This window comes from Frankia sp. Hr75.2, assembly GCF_949319125.1.
Lineage (GTDB): Bacteria > Actinomycetota > Actinomycetes > Frankiales > Frankiaceae > Parafrankia > Parafrankia soli.
Window position 1 is genome coordinate 45,301 of the sequence record NZ_CASGGV010000283.1, and the last position, 15,682, is coordinate 60,982.

At 72.1% G+C, this 15,682-nt stretch carries 14 protein-coding genes; 10 read left to right on the forward strand and 4 right to left on the reverse strand.

All coding sequences use genetic code 11. The features are described from left to right. The first annotated feature begins 2 nt into the window (after positions 1–2). The 6 genes from AC559T_RS18910 to AC559T_RS18935 all read left to right on the forward strand — a co-directional run bounded on the left by AC559T_RS18910 (position 3) and on the right by AC559T_RS18935 (position 6,474). Positions 3–992, forward strand: a complete 990-nt coding sequence (locus AC559T_RS18910; RefSeq protein WP_071060417.1) for an NAD-dependent epimerase/dehydratase family protein — start codon at positions 3–5, stop codon at positions 990–992. Between the two features lie 206 nt (positions 993–1,198). Further along, positions 1,199–1,600 carry a hypothetical protein gene (locus AC559T_RS18915; protein WP_498869586.1) on the forward strand — a complete coding sequence of 134 codons (402 nt, stop codon included), beginning with the start codon at positions 1,199–1,201 and terminating at the stop codon, positions 1,598–1,600. Positions 1,601–1,980: 380 nt separating this feature from the next. After that, positions 1,981–2,418, forward strand: a complete 438-nt coding sequence (locus AC559T_RS18920; protein ID WP_020463117.1) for a hypothetical protein — start codon at positions 1,981–1,983, stop codon at positions 2,416–2,418. Positions 2,419–2,502: 84 nt separating this feature from the next. Next, positions 2,503–4,728, forward strand: a complete 2,226-nt coding sequence (locus tag AC559T_RS18925) for an ABC transporter permease (protein WP_112108462.1) — start codon at positions 2,503–2,505, stop codon at positions 4,726–4,728. After that, positions 4,725–5,576, forward strand: a complete 852-nt coding sequence (locus AC559T_RS18930; RefSeq protein WP_498869587.1) for an ABC transporter ATP-binding protein — start codon at positions 4,725–4,727, stop codon at positions 5,574–5,576. Before AC559T_RS18925 ends, AC559T_RS18930 begins: the two co-directional genes overlap by 4 nt. A gap of 40 nt (positions 5,577–5,616) precedes the next feature. After that, entirely contained in the window at positions 5,617–6,474 is an 858-nt protein-coding gene (locus tag AC559T_RS18935; RefSeq protein WP_498869588.1) for an ABC transporter ATP-binding protein, read from the forward strand. A gap of 95 nt (positions 6,475–6,569) precedes the next feature. Here AC559T_RS18935 and AC559T_RS18940 read toward each other — a convergent pair whose 3' ends face one another. Beyond that, the gene (locus AC559T_RS18940) at positions 6,570–7,913 is read right to left on the reverse strand and encodes an ABC transporter substrate-binding protein (RefSeq protein WP_112108467.1); all 1,344 of its coding nucleotides are present in this window, start codon (positions 7,911–7,913) and stop codon (positions 6,570–6,572) included. A gap of 114 nt (positions 7,914–8,027) precedes the next feature. Continuing rightward, positions 8,028–9,527, reverse strand: a complete 1,500-nt coding sequence (locus AC559T_RS18945) for a hypothetical protein (RefSeq protein ID WP_498869589.1) — start codon at positions 9,525–9,527, stop codon at positions 8,028–8,030. Between the two features lie 215 nt (positions 9,528–9,742). On the opposite strand from AC559T_RS18945, the gene AC559T_RS18950 reads away from it, so the two are divergent. Next, on the forward strand, positions 9,743–10,216 hold the full coding sequence (locus AC559T_RS18950) for a hypothetical protein (RefSeq protein ID WP_020463123.1): 474 nt from the start codon (positions 9,743–9,745) through the stop codon (positions 10,214–10,216). Positions 10,217–10,539: 323 nt separating this feature from the next. Beyond that, positions 10,540–11,193 (forward strand): ABC transporter ATP-binding protein, encoded by a 654-nt coding sequence (locus AC559T_RS18955; protein ID WP_368954306.1) that lies wholly within the window; start codon positions 10,540–10,542, stop codon positions 11,191–11,193. A gap of 2 nt (positions 11,194–11,195) precedes the next feature. Here the strand turns inward: AC559T_RS18955 and speB are convergent, their stop codons facing one another. Further along, on the reverse strand, positions 11,196–12,305 hold the full coding sequence (gene speB, locus AC559T_RS18960) for an agmatinase (protein WP_498869590.1): 1,110 nt from the start codon (positions 12,303–12,305) through the stop codon (positions 11,196–11,198). Between the two features lie 399 nt (positions 12,306–12,704). Between speB and AC559T_RS18965 the strand changes: the two genes are divergently transcribed. Beyond that, a complete protein-coding gene (locus tag AC559T_RS18965; protein ID WP_071060410.1) occupies positions 12,705–13,079 on the forward strand; it encodes a DUF2752 domain-containing protein in 375 nt (124 codons plus the stop codon). Between the two features lie 7 nt (positions 13,080–13,086). Here AC559T_RS18965 and AC559T_RS18970 read toward each other — a convergent pair whose 3' ends face one another. After that, positions 13,087–14,058 carry a TrmH family RNA methyltransferase gene (locus AC559T_RS18970; RefSeq protein WP_498869591.1) on the reverse strand — a complete coding sequence of 324 codons (972 nt, stop codon included), beginning with the start codon at positions 14,056–14,058 and terminating at the stop codon, positions 13,087–13,089. A gap of 35 nt (positions 14,059–14,093) precedes the next feature. On the opposite strand from AC559T_RS18970, the gene AC559T_RS18975 reads away from it, so the two are divergent. Next, on the forward strand, positions 14,094–15,635 hold the full coding sequence (locus AC559T_RS18975; RefSeq protein ID WP_373693965.1) for an 8-oxoguanine deaminase: 1,542 nt from the start codon (positions 14,094–14,096) through the stop codon (positions 15,633–15,635). Positions 15,636–15,682: the final 47 nt, after the last annotated feature.

The window sequence follows — 15,682 nt, forward strand, 5'->3', positions numbered from 1 at the left end:
CTGTGCGCATCCTCGTCACCGGCGCGTCCGGGTTCGTCGGCGGCGTCACCGCCGACCTGCTCTCGGCCGCCGGCCACCAGGTGACCGCGCTCGTCCGGGACGCGACGGCCCGGACGAGGCTGTCGAGGGTGATCGAGGTGGTCCAGGCCGACCTGCTCGAACCACGCCAGCTCGCCGCGGCGGGCGTCAGCCGCGGGTTCGACGGGGTGTGCCACCTCGCCGCTCTGACCAGGGTGCGGGAGTCCCGCGAGACGCCGCTGCGGTACTTCGCGGCGAACGTCACGGGCACGACCAACCTGCTGGCGGCCCTCGACGCGGGCACCCGGGCCACCGGGGTGGCCCCGCGGTTCGTCTTCGGCTCGAGCTGCGCCGTCTACGGGGACACGGGTACCTCACCGATCCCGGAGACACGCGCACCCGCGCCGACGAATCCCTACGGCGCCTCGAAACTCGCCGCGGAGCAGGCGGTGGCCTACCAGGCCGCCACCGGGCGGCTGGGCGCCGTCGTGCTGCGCTCGTTCAACGTCGCGGGGGCGGTCGGCTCGCACGCCGACCGGGACAGCAGCCGGATCATCCCGGCCGCGCTCGGCGTCGCAACGGGCCGGCGCGACGCCTTCCGGGTGAACGGTGACGGCGCGTCGATCCGCGAGTACGTCCACGTCGTCGACATGGCGCGGGCGTACCTGACCGCGCTGCGGGCGACCGTGCCGGGCCGCTGCACCGTCTACAACGTCGGCAGCGGCCTCGGCGTGAGCGTCACCGACGTGCTGCGGACGGTGGAGAGCGTGACGGGCCGGGACGTGCCGCGGGTGACCCTGCCCCCGGTGCCCGAACCCAGAGCGCTCATCGCCGACAGCCGCCGGATCCGGGCCGACCTGGGCTGGACCTCTCCGTCCTCGACCATCGAGAAGATCGTCGCGGATGCCTGGCGCTCGACGGCGGTGCCCGAGCCGGTCGCGGCGCGGCGCGGCGACGTCCCGATCGTCTCGTGACGGCGGTGTCCGTCGGACCGTCAGCGATTTCGGCGGGGCTTTCGCCGGTATGCCCGATCGGCTCCGGGCCGGCGTGACACGATGACTGCGGCCGAAGCCCGGCCGATGCCGGTCCAGGCACCGGCCGCAGCGCAGGGAGTTACGTGACCGCGAGCGGGAGAGGACGGTCCGGGCTACGGGCCGTCCCCGGCCGGAGAGGGGAGCAGGTGAGCCGTCCCTTCCATGTCTACGACTACGAGGGTGAGCACCTCGGGTCGTTCGCGACCTGGGACCTGGCGCACGAATGGGCGCACCTGCAGGCGATGCTGAACGGCGTGCCCACGCCGCTTCAGGTCGAGGACAGGTCGACCACCGGCCGGCGCCGGGTGTGGGCGGACCGCTGCGAGCCGCTCGACGGCCCGATGGGCGGTGGCGCCCTCGGCGGCGGCCTGCTCGACGACGACCTGACCGGTGGCGACGTGCTCGCCGGGGGGCCGTGCTCGGCGGCGGCCACCCCGGTGTTCGCGCCGCCGCTCCCGCGCCAGCCCAGCGAGCCCGCCGACAGCGGTCTCGCCGAGGCCGGTCTCGCCGAGGCCGGTCTCGCTGAGGCCGGTCTCGCCGAGGGCTGAGGCTCACCGGGCTCACACCAGCCCGGTCCCCGGCCGGCACTTTCGGGCCATCTCCACCAACGGTCACGCATGGGTCGCCGTCCGCCCGGAAAAAAACACCGGACGGACGGTGACCGGTTGCCGACAGATGTCTGGTGGGTAGGCCTCGATAAGGCGGATTGAAGTGGGACATATCCTCCCAGGGTGGTATCCGCGTGGATGCCGCGTGCCCGCCAACACCTGGCCGGGAACTGCCCTCGCCCAACCTGACACTCCACCTGGTGAGCTCCGCGCACTAATCTGGCGGCTGTCGTCGGGGATTCACAGCGAGGCACGCTGGACGTGCCCCGCGGCGCGTCATGGCGACGGGCACAGCCGACACGCTCCTTGGGGGAGACGAAGTGGACGAGCAGACCGCAGCCGCCGCCGGAGCGCGACCTACGTCGCGCCTCGTCGTCGATGTCGTGCGAGCGCTGCGGGGGTGGGTGGTCGCGGCGGCGGGCGGAGTCCTGCTACTGGGGTGCTACCTGGGGGTCTCCAAGGAGACCGACGTGGCCTACCAGCTGCCGTACGTCGTGTCCGGCGGTTTCGGCGGGCTTGCGCTCGTCCTTGTGGGCAGCGCCCTGCTGATCGCCGACCGGGTCGACGCGACGCAGGCCGCGCAGAACCGGCTCGCCGGCCAGGTCGACGACCTGCACACGCTGATCATCGCGGCCGCCGCCAGCGGCGCGGCGAACGGGGAGCACACCGGCGCAGGCGGCCACCCCGGTCAGCCCGCCATGTCGAACCACACCGGCGCCACCGAGATCAGCACCGCCGCGCCCGGCCAGCGGTACTGAGCGGGCCCGGGGCGACACCATGGGCACTGAAACCATGGGCACCGACACCATGGGCACCGTCGACACCCTTCCCGGGGTGACCGGATGACCAGTATCGATCTTGCTCTCGCCGGCATCTCCATCGGGGCCATCGCGGCCCTCTCCGGCATCGGGCTGCTGGTCACCTACCGCACCAACGGCGTTCTCAACCTCGCGCAGGGCGGAATCGCGACCCTGGTCGCGTACGTGTTCCGCGAGATGGTCGTCGAGTGGGACCTGCCGATCTGGCTGGCCGCGGTGATCGCCCTCGGCATCCTCTCCCCCGGCATCGGGCTTCTACTCGAACGGCTCGTGTTCCGCCCGCTCGCCCGTCGACGCGCCTCCGCCGCCGAGTCGCTGGTCGCAAGCCTCGGCGTCCTGGTCCTCACGCTCGGCATGACGGCCGGCATCTGGGGCCTGGGCTCCCGCAGCGACGCGCCGAGCATCTTCCCGAACGAGTCGGTCACGATCTTCGGTGACACCCGCATCGGCGTCGACGCCCTGGCCGAGCTGGCCATGGTCGTCGCGTTCTGCATCGTGCTCGGGCTCATCGCGGCGAAGACGAAGTTCGGCCGCCAGATCCGGGCCGTCGTCGACGACCGCCAGCTCGCCGAGCTCTCCGGCGTGCCCGCCGACCGGGTCGCCGCGGCCGGGTGGGCGCTGGGCACCACGATGGCCGGCCTCACCGGCATCCTGCTGGCGCCCCGGTTCCAGCTCAACCCGTACGGGCTGACCCTGCTCGTCCTGGAGACGTTCGCCGTCGTCGTGGCCGCCCGGCTGTCGAGCATGCCGGTGGCGGTGCTGACCGCGCTGGGCATCGCCGTCCTGCAGAGCGAGCTCAAGCAGTTCACCCTCGAGGGTGACGCCGGCCAGATCCTCATCGTTCTGCAGTCCAACCTGTTCATCTTCGCGCTGCTGGTGCTGCTGCTCGTGGTACCCAAGCTGCGCGAGCTGGGCAACGGCGACTCCGGCTCGACCGGGAGCTTCTCCAGCCGGGGCGCTCCCCCCGCCGGCCCGGTCAGCCGGCACGAGGCCCGGCGCGACATCCTCGGCAAGCTCGGCGGTGCCGCGCTGCTACTGGCCCCGCTGACCTTCGCCCCGGCCGACCTGCGCTCGGCGTTCATGGTGCCCGCCCTGGCCCTGATCTTCCTCTCGCTGGTGATCCTCACCGGCTACAGCGGCCAGCTCTCCCTCGGCGTCGCCGGCTACGCGGGCCTGGGCGCCCTGCTCACCCTCAAGCTCGCCAACGGCGATCTGTTCGGCATCCCGGCGATCCCCGGCATGTGGGCGATGTTCCTGGGCGCGCTGCTGGTCGCGCCGATCGGGCTGATCACCGGATGGCCGGCGATCCGTCGGCGCGGGCTGACCCTCGCGCTGACGACCTTCGCGGTCGGCGCGGTCGTGAGCCGCTTCGTCTTCGAGCAGCCGACCTTCGCGACCGGACTGTACGTCGACCCGCTGACGTTCTTCGGCTCCGAACTGACCGACGAGGCCTTCTACATCTTCGAGCTGGTCTGCCTGGCCGTCGGCCTGCTGGTTGTGCGCAACCTGCACCACGGCCGGCTCGGCCGGGCCCTGCTCGCCGTCCGCGACCACACCGAGGGCGCCGCGGCGGTCGGGGTGGACGTCCGCAACCTCAAACTGCTCGCGTTCACCGTCTCCTCGGTCGTGGCCGGCCTCGGCGGCGGGCTGTTGACCTTCAGCTCCTCCTCGTTCGCGGCGGACGACTTCGCGCCGCTGCAGAGCCTGCTGTGGTTCACCGCCGTGATCGTCTTCGGTGCCGACAGCGCCGCCGGGGCGATCATCGCGGCGGCGTTCATCGTCACCATCGACGTGCTGGCCCCGGCCGGCTCGTCGATCCTCGCGGTCGGCATCCTCGCCCTGGCGCTGGGCTGGATGCCCGGCGGCCTCGCGTCCGCGGTCCGGGCCGGCTTCGCGCTGGTCGCCCGCACGCTGGCCGACGAGTTCGTCCCCGCGCCGCAGCCCACCCGCCATGCCAGCGCCCGTCTCGCCGCGGGCGGCGCCGCGGGCCACGTGCCCGGTGTCCCGGGCGCCGGCGGCGGAGCGGCTCTCGGCGAGCTGCGGATCGTGCTGCCGCCGGGAGCACCGGCACCGACCGCCTTCGGCGCGGCGCTGCTGAGCGCGGTCGCCGCACACGCCGCCCGCACCGGGCTGAGCCTGGACGCGCTGCCGAGCGCCCGCACGGCGGCGGACGACTCCACAGACGGCCGGGAGCTGGTCGGGCACCGACCGCACCTGCCCGGATACCCGGTCGAGAGAGGCGCGTCATGAGCCGCGACGATCTGCGGGCCCGTGGCCTGGTCCGCCGCTACGGCGGGCTGACGGCCGTCGAGCATGTCGACATGGACGTGCCCAGCGGCCAGGTCACCGGCCTCATCGGCCCGAACGGCGCCGGCAAGTCCACCCTGTTCAGCCTGCTCACCGGCGTCGAGCAGCCCGACGAGGGCCGCGTGCACCTCGGCCGGCGCGACATCACCAAGATGCGCCCGGACGCCCGCTCCCGGCGCGGCCTGGTGCAGACCTTCCAGGTGCCCTCGCTGTTCCCGAGCCTCACCGTCGCCGACAACCTGCTCGTCGCCGCGGAGAACCGGCGCCGCGACTACGCGGGCGGCCTGCTCGGGATGGGCTCACGCGGCCGGGGGAACACGCTCGGGGTCGTCGAGGAGGTCCTGGGCTCACTCGGGCTCGAGGACATCCGCGGGACCGTCGCCGGAACGCTGCCCACTGGCGCGCTGCGGCTCGTCGAGTTCGCCCGCGCGCTGTGCGCCCGTCCCGACGTGCTGCTGCTGGACGAGCCGGCGAGCGGGCTCGACGCCGCCGAGACCGAGAAGCTGTCGGTGCTGGTCCGCCGGATCGCCGACGACGGCGTGGCGATCCTGCTCGTCGACCACGACGTGGACCTGGTGTTCCGCGTCGTCGACCGGGTCTACGCGATGGTCGGCGGCCGCGTGGTCGCCGAGGGCGCACCGGAGACGGTCCGCGACGACCCGACCGTCCGCTCGGTGTACCTGGCGCAGGGGCCGCTGACCTCGCAGGCGACGACCTCCCTCGGGCCGGGCGTCGCCGCGGCCGGTTCGCCGGCGGCCGGCTCCCAGGCCATGTCTTCGGCCGGGCGATGATCCGCCCGCCGCACCACTACCGCGCCCTCCTGGAGAACCGGTGACCTCCCACAGCGACCCCGACCGGTACGGGCAACACGGGCAGCTCGGCGGCGTCGGCCGGTTCGAGCCCGCCGGCCCGCCCGCGCAGCGCGGCCCGCAGTCCGGCCCGTCCGCCGGCATCGGACAGCAGGCCGACGCGGGTGAGCTGCCGGCTGACGGTGAGCTGCCGGCCGTCGAGCTGAGGCTGGAGAACGCACGGGCCGGGTACCGGACCATCGAGGTGCTGCACGGCATCACCATGGCGATTCCCTCTGGCGCGGTGACGGCGCTGCTCGGCGCGAACGGCGCGGGCAAGAGCACGACCCTGCGGGTCATCGCCGGGCTCATCCCCCTGCGCAGCGGCACGCTCTCCTGGCGCGACGAGCAGATCACGAAGATGACCACGGTGAACCGGGCGCGGCGCGGGCTGATGCTGGTCCCGGACGAGCGCGCCGTGTTCGCGACGCTGTCCGTCCGCGACAACCTGCAGATCATCGCCGAGGCGAGCGGGAACCCGGACATCTCGCCCGCTCTGGATGCCTTCCCCCGGCTCCGGGAGCGGCTGGGCCAGCGGGCCGGATCGATGTCGGGCGGTGAGCGCCGGATGCTGGCGCTGGCCCGCGCCCTGCTGGCGCGCCCGTCCGTGCTCATGGTGGACGAGCTGTCGCTCGGCCTGTCCCCGAAGGTCGCCAGCGAGCTGTTCGCCTGGCTGGGCACGGTCGCCGACGCCGGCACGACCGTGATCCTGGCCGACCAGTACACCGAGGAGGCGCTCGCCCTCGCCGACATGGTGTACGTGCTGCACCGTGGTGAGGTCACCTTCGCCGGCACACCGGCGGAACTCGGCGCGAGCGAACTGCTCGCCGCCGGCGCCTGATCCTCTTCTGACCCTGCCGACCCTGCCGGTTCTGCCGGCTCTCCGGGTGCGGGTCCGGGGCCGTCCGGAGTGCTTCCGGACGGCCCCGGCCGGCGTCAGGCCGCCGGGTACGGCAGGTTGCGCACCGTGAAGCAGGTGCTGTTCAAGGCACCGCTCTGGGTGACCCAACCGCCCTTGCCGCCGTTCGCCGAATCCTGCCAGCGGGCGACGTTCACGCAGTTCTTCGACTCCGCCGGCGCCTGGGCCAGCTTGCTGAAGCCGCGCGGGATGAGCAGCCCGTCACCGTCGTAGGGCTCGGAGCGGTTCATGAACTTCTCGACGCACGCACGGGTCAGATCCGCCCCGCAGGACTCCATCGCGTCGCCCAGCCACTGCGCCGAGGCGTAGCCCTCGAGCATCCACTGGTTCATCTTCGCGACGCGGTCCGCCGGCACGTGCGCCGCCACCGCGTCCCGGAACGCCTTGACCGCGGGGATCGACTCGTCGGAGAAGGTCGCCGACGTGCTGGTCGCGAAGATGGTGTTCCGGCACTGCGGCGAGTTCGCGTAGATCTGCGCGATGTTGCCCGCCATGCCCTGCGCGGTGGTCACCTTCGCCTGCACGGTCAGGTCCTGGCGCTGCATCGCCTGGCAGAGCTGGCTGTTGCCACCGTCGTCCATCGCGTCGAAGACGACCTGGGCGCCGCGCCGCTTCATGTCCTGCACGGCGGCGTCCCAGTTCGGCGCGCCGAGGTTGATCTGCTCCTCGATGACCTCGTAACCCTCGGCGCGCAGGCCGTCGGCGATCGAGGTCGCGTAGCGCTGTGACGGGGCGACGTTGTAGTAGACGACACCGGCCACCCGGGCGCCGAGCTTCTCCTTGAACCAGCGGTAGTTCTCGGTGCCCGCGTACAGCGTCCCGTCGAAGCCCGGCCGGCGGCCGTCCCGCGGGTAGTAGCTGCCGTAGATCGAGTACAGGTGCGGGTACTGGTCGTACGCCGCGGACACCGGCTGGCCGCCGATGTCCGGCACACCCTTCGAGTTCACGTACTGGGCGCCGGCGTAGTCGAAGGCCGTCACCCCGGCGAGCGCGAACACCTCGTCGTCGTCGATCAGCTGGCGCACGCAGGCGACGTTGCCGTCGCCGGAGCCCTTGTCGTCGCAGTCGACCACGTCGATCTTGCGACCGTTGATCCCGCCGCGCGCGTTGAGCGCCTCGAAGTAGGCGGTCGCGCCGTAGAGCGAGGCGGAGAACGTGTCAGGGCCGAGGCCGCTACTCAGCCCCGCGATGACACCCACCTTGATCTCGGTCGGCGACACCCCGGTGTCGGATGCGGTGTTGGTCGACGTGCCACCGGTCGGCGCGTTGTCGGACGAACCGGAATCACTCGCGCGGCTACCGCAGGCAACAAGAGCCAACGACGACAGCACGACGGCAGCGACGAGCGATCTCGCTCGCATGAACATGCACTCCTCATGATTGGTGGATGACGCTCGCGCACAACGAGCTCCGCACGGACCCCGCGCGTCAGGCTACCGACAGCGAACATGTCGCCACCGGCAGCAAACTGCTTGTCATCCGGTGCCGCGCACGAACAGCCGGCGCCACCACGTTCGCCGAACCGCGGGCGCGGTCGGGCCGGCCTGTGCCACCGGATCCGCTCCGGACGACGGGTTCTCCCCCTCCGCGGGATCGGCCGCGGCGGGTTCCTGGACGGCATGCGCGGACCGGTCGTCCACGGGCGCGTCCCCGGCGGCAAGGCCAGGACCCGCCGCCATGTCAGGCCGCGAACGATCAGTCCGCGGCGATGAAGCCTGCGCGTCTCCGGTGGACGGGGTGGCGAAAGCGAGGACCTCGGGCTCCGTCTGGGCCACGCGTGGCGACGGCACCGCGGCCGCCGCCACGCTGGTGATCGCCGCGACCGCCTCGTCCAGCGCCGCCATCGCCTTACCCAGCGCCGCGACGGGATCCTCGTCCCGTGCCACGGCGCCCGCCGCGATCACGTCGGTGGCACCGTTCAGGCCTGTGACGGGCGCGTCGTTCGCGACGGGCGCGCCGTCGGCCGCGGTGAGACCGGTCGCGTGCGCTCCGAGCTCGACGGGACGGGCAACCACCGGCTCGGTGACCTCGACAACCGGCGCGACCTCGTCGATCATCACCGGTATGGTCACCACCGCCGCGACCACTTCAGCCGGACCTGTGACCTCCACCTCGGCGGCAGCATCGACCGCGACCTCGGCGACCTCGACCTCGACCTCGGCGTCGGCGTCGGCGTCGGCAGCGTGAGCCTCGACAGCACCGACTTCTTCAGCGGCTGTCTCGACCTCAACAGCCTCAACCTGCGCAGCGTGGACCTCGACAGCGTCGGCTTCATCCGAGGCCGCCTCGTTCAAGGCCGCCCCGTTCGAGGCCGCCCCGTTCGAGGCCGCCCCGTCCGCGTCGACCGCTGAGGCTTCGGCCGGCGCCGGCTCCGCGGGGACCACTGGCTCCGCCAATTCCGCGGATGCCGTCGGCACCACGGCTTCGGTCACCGGCGGCACGGTCACCGGCGGCACGGCCAGCGGAGCTTCGGCCACAGGCGGCTCCGTCGACGGCACCTCGACGTCGGGCTCCGCCACGGCCGCCACCGGGCCTGGCGTCTCGGTCACGGCTGCCGGTGCCGCGACGTCCATGACCGGCTCGGGCTCAGCGACCAGCTCGGGCTCAGCGACCAGCTCAGGCTCGGCGACTGGGTCGAGCGCGGCGACCGGTTCGGGCTCGGCAGGCGGATCGGCGGCGGCGACCGCGGCCGGCGCGGGGTTCGGCGGATCGAGGGGCGGGGCGGGCTCCGGCGCGGGTGTGGGCGGGCCGGTTCGCTCGGGTGTCGCGGCATTCTCGGGGACGTCCACGAGACGATTGACGATCAGCCCGCCAGGACCCGGCGATCGGTCCAACCGGCCCTGCGCAGCGAGCCGGCGGCACACCTGGTTCACCGTTGCGCGATTGGCGCTGATCGCCGCGGCCAGACTGCCGTCGTCCAGACCGTCGGGAATGCGCGCGAGCTGCCCGAGAATCCGCTCAGCAACAGTAGCCACATTTGGGGACGCTATACGGTATTGCCGCGGCTTCCGTCAGCGGGGGTGGGCGACCGGCCGGGCTACTCGTCGGATGACCCGGTTAGCCCACTCGCTCCCGGGAAGGGCCATGGTCAGAGACTGCGCGGGTGGCGACCGGCCACCCACGCTCCGCCGTTCATGGAGCAGCCGTTCACGGAACAACTCGGCCGTTCACGCCGGAACAGGAGGCAGCGATGACATGGCCCGCCTCGGACCCCGAACAGCCCGACCGGGACGTCCGCGATCCCATGGACGGCAACAGCCCGCTGGAACGAGCCGAGATCACCGACAGCGACGACCTCGGATCCACGGACGCCGGACTCGATCCCCTCGACGACAGCTGGGATCCACCGGACCGGCCGAGTAGGCTGATCAGCAATCCGATCACCCCGCGGGAAGAACGCGCCTCGTCCTTCGACCGGCAGCTCGCCGCCGAGATCCCGGACCCGGATCCCTACGCCGAGGCCGAAAGGAACGGCTCCGGCTCGGCAGACGGTCCCGATATCTACCCCGATGGACCATCCGGCGATTCCGAGTTCGACGACTCGGGGCTCGATCAGGTCGTGGAGAGCACCGACGGCGCCCATCGCGCGCACACGCCGACCGACCACGAGGCGTGGCGACGCACCGCGGAAGAGGACGCGCTCCACCTCGATCCCCGTTCCTGAGCCCGGGCGTTACCGCATCGACGTTCCGGACGTCCGTTCACACGCCGATACCGCCCGGATGTTCCCAAGCTCGCTACCCGGAGGACGTTCCCGCGCCGCGCCACCCCCGATCAATCACCTGCCGCCCAACAGCACTCCATCCGCAGGCGCTCGACATCCCGTGGATTACGGGGCGGCCGGTCGCATCCCGCGCCGGGGTGAGACTGTCGTTCCCGCCCGGTACGCACCACGGCGGGCCGGGAGATCTGGGGGTGAGCATGGCGGACAGTGGTCGTCGGGGCGGACAGATCGAAATGGTCGGGCTGAGCCGACGGTTCGGGGACGTGGCTGCCGTTGACGGCGTCGATCTGACGGTCCGGGCGGGCGAGTACTTCTGCCTTCTCGGTCCGTCCGGATGCGGCAAGACCACGGCCCTCCGGCTGATCTCGGGACTCGACGAACCGTCGTCCGGGCATGTTCGTCTTGACGGCGAGGACCTCGCCGACATGCCGGCCCACCGCCGCCCCGTCAGCGCGGTCTTCGGCGGCTACGCCCTGTTCCCCTTCCTGGACGTCGCCGCGAACGTCGCCTTCGGCCTGCGGCACGCGCGGGGCGTCACCATGCCGGGCCGGGCCGAGACCTCGGCGCGGGTCCGCTCCGCCCTCGCCGTCGTCCAGATGTCGGAGTACGCCCGCCGCCGCCCGCCCCAGCTCTCCGCCGAGCAGCAGCAACGGGTCGTGCTGGCCCGGGCGCTGGTGCTGCGCCCCAGGGTGCTGCTGCTGGACGACCCCCTCGGCTCCCAGGACGAACGGCTGCGCCGCGCCCTGCGCGACGAGCTCAAGGCGTTGCAACGACAGGTCGGGGTGACCGTGCTGCACGCCACCGTCGACCGGGAGGAGGCCCTGGCGCTGTCCGACCGCCTGGCCGTGATGCGCGGCGGACGGATCCTCCAGGTAGGCACGGCCGGTGAACTCCACCAGGAACCGACAGCCGCCTGAGTTCAAGACCCAGCTTTCATCTCCGGGAGCCCCGAGGGAAGGTCCGCCGTCCCACCGGCCGCGCTACGGCGGCGATGCGCCAACGCCGCGAAAATCTCCATCGCGACCCGGTGCGCGCTGTTCACCGTCGTCTCCGCGTGGTCGTACGGGGGCGAGACCTCGACGATGTCCGCGGCGACGATCGGCGTGTCCAGCGCGATCTGCCGCACGGCCCGCAGCAGGTCGGCCGGGTTCATGCCGCCCGGCTCGGGGGTGCCCGTCCCAGGCGCGAACCCCGGGTCGAGGACGTCGATGTCGACCGACAGGTAGAGCGCGCGGCAGCCGTCCACCGCCTGCGCGATCGCCTCGGCGACCACCTCGCGGCTCCCCCGCTCCCAGATCTCGTGCATCAGGTGCCAGCGCATACCCTGCTCGCGCATCCACGCGAACACGTCCGGCGGAGGCCAGTACCCGCGCAGCCCCACCTGGACGAAGTTGCGCCCGCGCACCGCCCCCGACTCGATGAGCCGCCGCATGGGCGTCCCGTGCGAGGCCAGGTTCCCGTCGATGATGTCGGCCGTGTCGGCGTGGGCGTCGAAGTGCAGCAGGCCGACCTCACCCCAGCCCACCGCCTCGGCGACCCCGCTCGCCGCCGGCCAGGTGATCGAGTGGTCCCCCCCGATGATCACTGGGATGACGCCGAGCCGCGCGACGTCGCCGACCTTCGCCCGGATGTTGCGATGTGAGACCTCGGTCAGCCCGTGCGGGCAGTGCGCGTCCCCCGCGTCAACGACGTCCAGCCAGTCGAAGATCTCTATACCAAGATCAAGATGATATGTGCCAGGGTTGTACGCCTGAGCGCGCAGCGCCCGCGGGCCGAAACGCGCGCCCGGCCGGTGCGTGGTCGCGATGTCGAACGGAGCCCCGACCACAGCGACATCGGGCCGGCGCGCCCGAAGATCGTCGATTCCCGGCATCCAGGGCAGACCGGCGAAGGTCGCCAGGCCGGAGTATCCCGGGGCGTCCGCGCCGGGATCGTCCGCTCCCGCGGCCCGCGCCGCGTACGGCGGCACCGGACCGGCGCTCCCCCGCCCGCGTGCCACGTCCCGATCGCCGGCCTGTGCCATGCACATCACTCCGCTCCGCCGCCGCACCCGGCTGCCGCTGCCACTCCCGACCACTCCCGACGCCGCCTGCCTCCAGCATCCTCCGCGGACGTCAACGGGGCCGCCGCAACGGCCGGCGACGGTGCGCCGGAGAAGTGTGCCCTCGTCTACGCTCGGCTGGTGGGAACCCGCGCGCCACGCTCCATCAGAGCGAGGCGCTCCGCGTCAGCGCCCTCCACACCGGCGCCGTCCGCACCAGCACCGTCCGCACCAAGGCCCGCCGCGCAGGCCCCATCCAACCCGGCTCGATCCGAACCGGCTCGATCCGAACCGGCCCTCACGGTCGGCCGTCGGTACCGACCCGGAAGGCCGTTAGCGCCGCACCTGAACCGGTCACCTCGGGCGCGGCTGGCGGGGTTCAGCGCCGTGGGCGCGTTGGCGGTCGGCGTGTGCGTCCGCGTCTACCTGGTCGACCCGGCCGAGCCGGGGCACTATCCGAGCTGCCCCTTCCGGGCCCTCACAACCTGGGACTGCCCAGGCTGCGGGACTCTACGCGGACTGCACCAGCTCCTGCACGGCCATCCGATCGCCGCCGCCGACCACAACCTGTTCTTCGTCCTCGCCGCGCCCGGTCTCGCCCTCGGCTGGCTGATCGCGATGGCACGATGCGCGGGATGGCGCCGTCGGGTTCCCAGCCTCCCGCCCCGCCTGTTGCCGCTGTTGCCTGCGTTGATCGCCGTCTTCTGGGCCGTCAGGAATCTTCCCGGGCCGGTGGGAAGCTGGCTGGCGTCGTCGGCCTGAGCGGTCGTCACGGGCGGACGCCCAACACATAACAGGCGATTGCCGCCGTCGCCGCCACGTTCAGCGAATCCACGCCGTGGGCCATCGGAATCCGAACCCGCCGGGTCGCCGTGGCCAGGACCTCGCTGGTCAGGCCCTGGCCTTCCGTCCCCAGTAACAGAGCGACGCGATCACCGGGACCGGCCGTTGCGACCGCCAGTTCGTCAGCGTCGGACGCGGGCGTCAGCGCGAGCACCTCGAACCCAGCCTCACCGAGCAGGGACAACGCTCCCGGCCACGGATCAAGCCGGGCGTAGGGAACCGCGAAGACCTCGCCCATCGACACCCGCACGGAGCGCCGGTAGAGCGGATCCGCGCACCGCGGGCTCAGCATGACCGCGTCCATGCCGAGCCCGGCCGCCGACCGGAAGATCGCGCCGAGATTGGTGTGGCTGACCAGGTCCTCACAGACCAGCACGCGCCTCGCGACGCGGAGCAGTTCCACGGGGTTGAGCAGCGGACGACGGCACATCGACGCCAGCGCACCCCGGTGCACCTCAAAGCCGGTGATCTGCGCAAGCACGGCTGGCCCCGCAACATAGACCGGCGCCTCATGGTGGTCCGGCCGCTCGCGACCGTTGTGCTCGTCATCCCCGGCAGATTCGCGATGCCCGCCGCACTCGCCGTGCCCGCCGTGCCCGCCGTGCCCGCCGTGCGTCGGCGTGGACCAGAAACGCTCCGGAACTCCCCCCAGCCGCGCCGGCGAGACCAGAACCGAGCGCGGCCGGTATCCCGCCCGTAGCGCGCGGTCGATCACCCTCTCGCCCTCCGCGATGAACAACCCCTCCGCGGGTTCACGCCGCCGGCGCAGCGCCACGTCGGTCAGCGCCACATAGTCCTCAACCCGGGGATCGGCAGGGTCGTCGATCGCCACGATCCGCCGCTCGCGCTCCTCAAGCACGCCGGACCCGTCCAACACGCCACCCGCCCCACATGTCATCCGTGTGTAACGCCGGAACAGCAGAATCAGCGCCTATGACCGCATCCGGCTCCGTGACCAGCAGCCCAGGCGGCCCAGCCAGGCCAAGCGGCACGGCCGCGGCTGGCGACGCAACGGCGGGGCAACGCCCGGATCATCTTCCTGTCGATCTCCTGGTGATCGGCGCGGAGCTTGTCGCCACGGTCGATGCCGACCGCCGAGAGATCCCAGGCGGCTGGGTAGCAATCACCGACGGCCTCGTCAGCTCCCTCGGCGGCCCGGCGGAGACACCCCCGACCGCGACCCGGACCCTGCGTGCCGACGGCTGTCTCATAACGCCGGGCCTGGTGAACACACATCATCACATCTACCAGAACCTCACCCGTTCCTTCGCTCCGGCACTCGGCGGCACCCTTTTCACCTGGCTGACCACGCTCTATCCACTCTGGTCACGGCTGGACGAAGAGGCCGTCCACACCTCGGCCTACGTGGGCCTGACCGAACTGGCACTCGGCGGCTGCACGACATCAACAGACCACCTCTACGTGCACCCGCGCGGTGGCGGCGATCTCATCTCCGCCGAGATCGCGGCAGCCCGGACCCTCGGCATGCGGTTCCACCCGACCCGCGGCTCGATGTCGCTTTCGGTCAAGGACGGCGGGCTCCCTCCTGACTCTGTCGTCCAGGACGCGGATGAGATCCTCGCCGACTCCGCCCGGCTTGTGGCCCAGCATCACGACCCGTCCCACGGCGCGATGGTGCGGATCGCCCTGGCCCCCTGTTCGCCGTTCTCCGTCAGTCCGGAACTCATGCGGGCCACCGCGGAACTGGCCGAGTCCTTGGACGTCCGGCTACACACGCATCTCGCCGAGGACCCTGAGGAGGACGACTACTGCCTGGCGGTGTTCGGACGGCGTCCGATCGACCAGTTCGCGGAGGTTGGCTGGGGCGGCGACCGGGCGTGGGTCGCGCACTGCATCTGCCCCAATGACGAGGAGGTCGAGCAGCTCGGCAGGTGGGGCACAGGGGTGGCCCACTGCCCGAGCAGCAACATGATTCTCGGCGGCGGCCTCGCGCCCGTGGCCGAGCTCCGCTCGGCCGGCGCCCCGGTCGGCCTGGGCTGCGACGGGTCGTCATCCGCCGACTCCGCCTCGCTGTGGTTGGAGGCTCGTACCGCCATGCTGTTGGGCCGGCTGCGACACGGCGCCGCGGCGATGTCCGCCCGGGACGCACTGGAGATCGCCACCCGGGGCGGCGCAGGCTGTCTCGGCAGGACCGGTGAGATCGGTGAGCTCTCCGTCGGGTCTGTCGGCGACCTCGTCGTCTGGCCGTTGGACGGGGTCGCGTACGCGGGAGCACTCTCCGATCCGATCGACGCCTGGCTGCGTTGTGGGCCCACAGCGGCCCGGCACACGATCGTGGCCGGCAGGCTGGTGGTGGAGAACGGAGTGCCGGTTCATCCTGATCTCGACGAGATGCTCGTCCGGCACCGCCGGATCGCCGGCGGCATCCAGGCGGCGTTCGACGATGCGGGCATCGATCCGACCGTTCCCATCAATACCGGCGGCGACAGCGTCGGGGCGGCAAAATCACATTGAGCATTCTGGCCCATAGAAGGCAGTTCGACGCCCCAACACCGAAATCT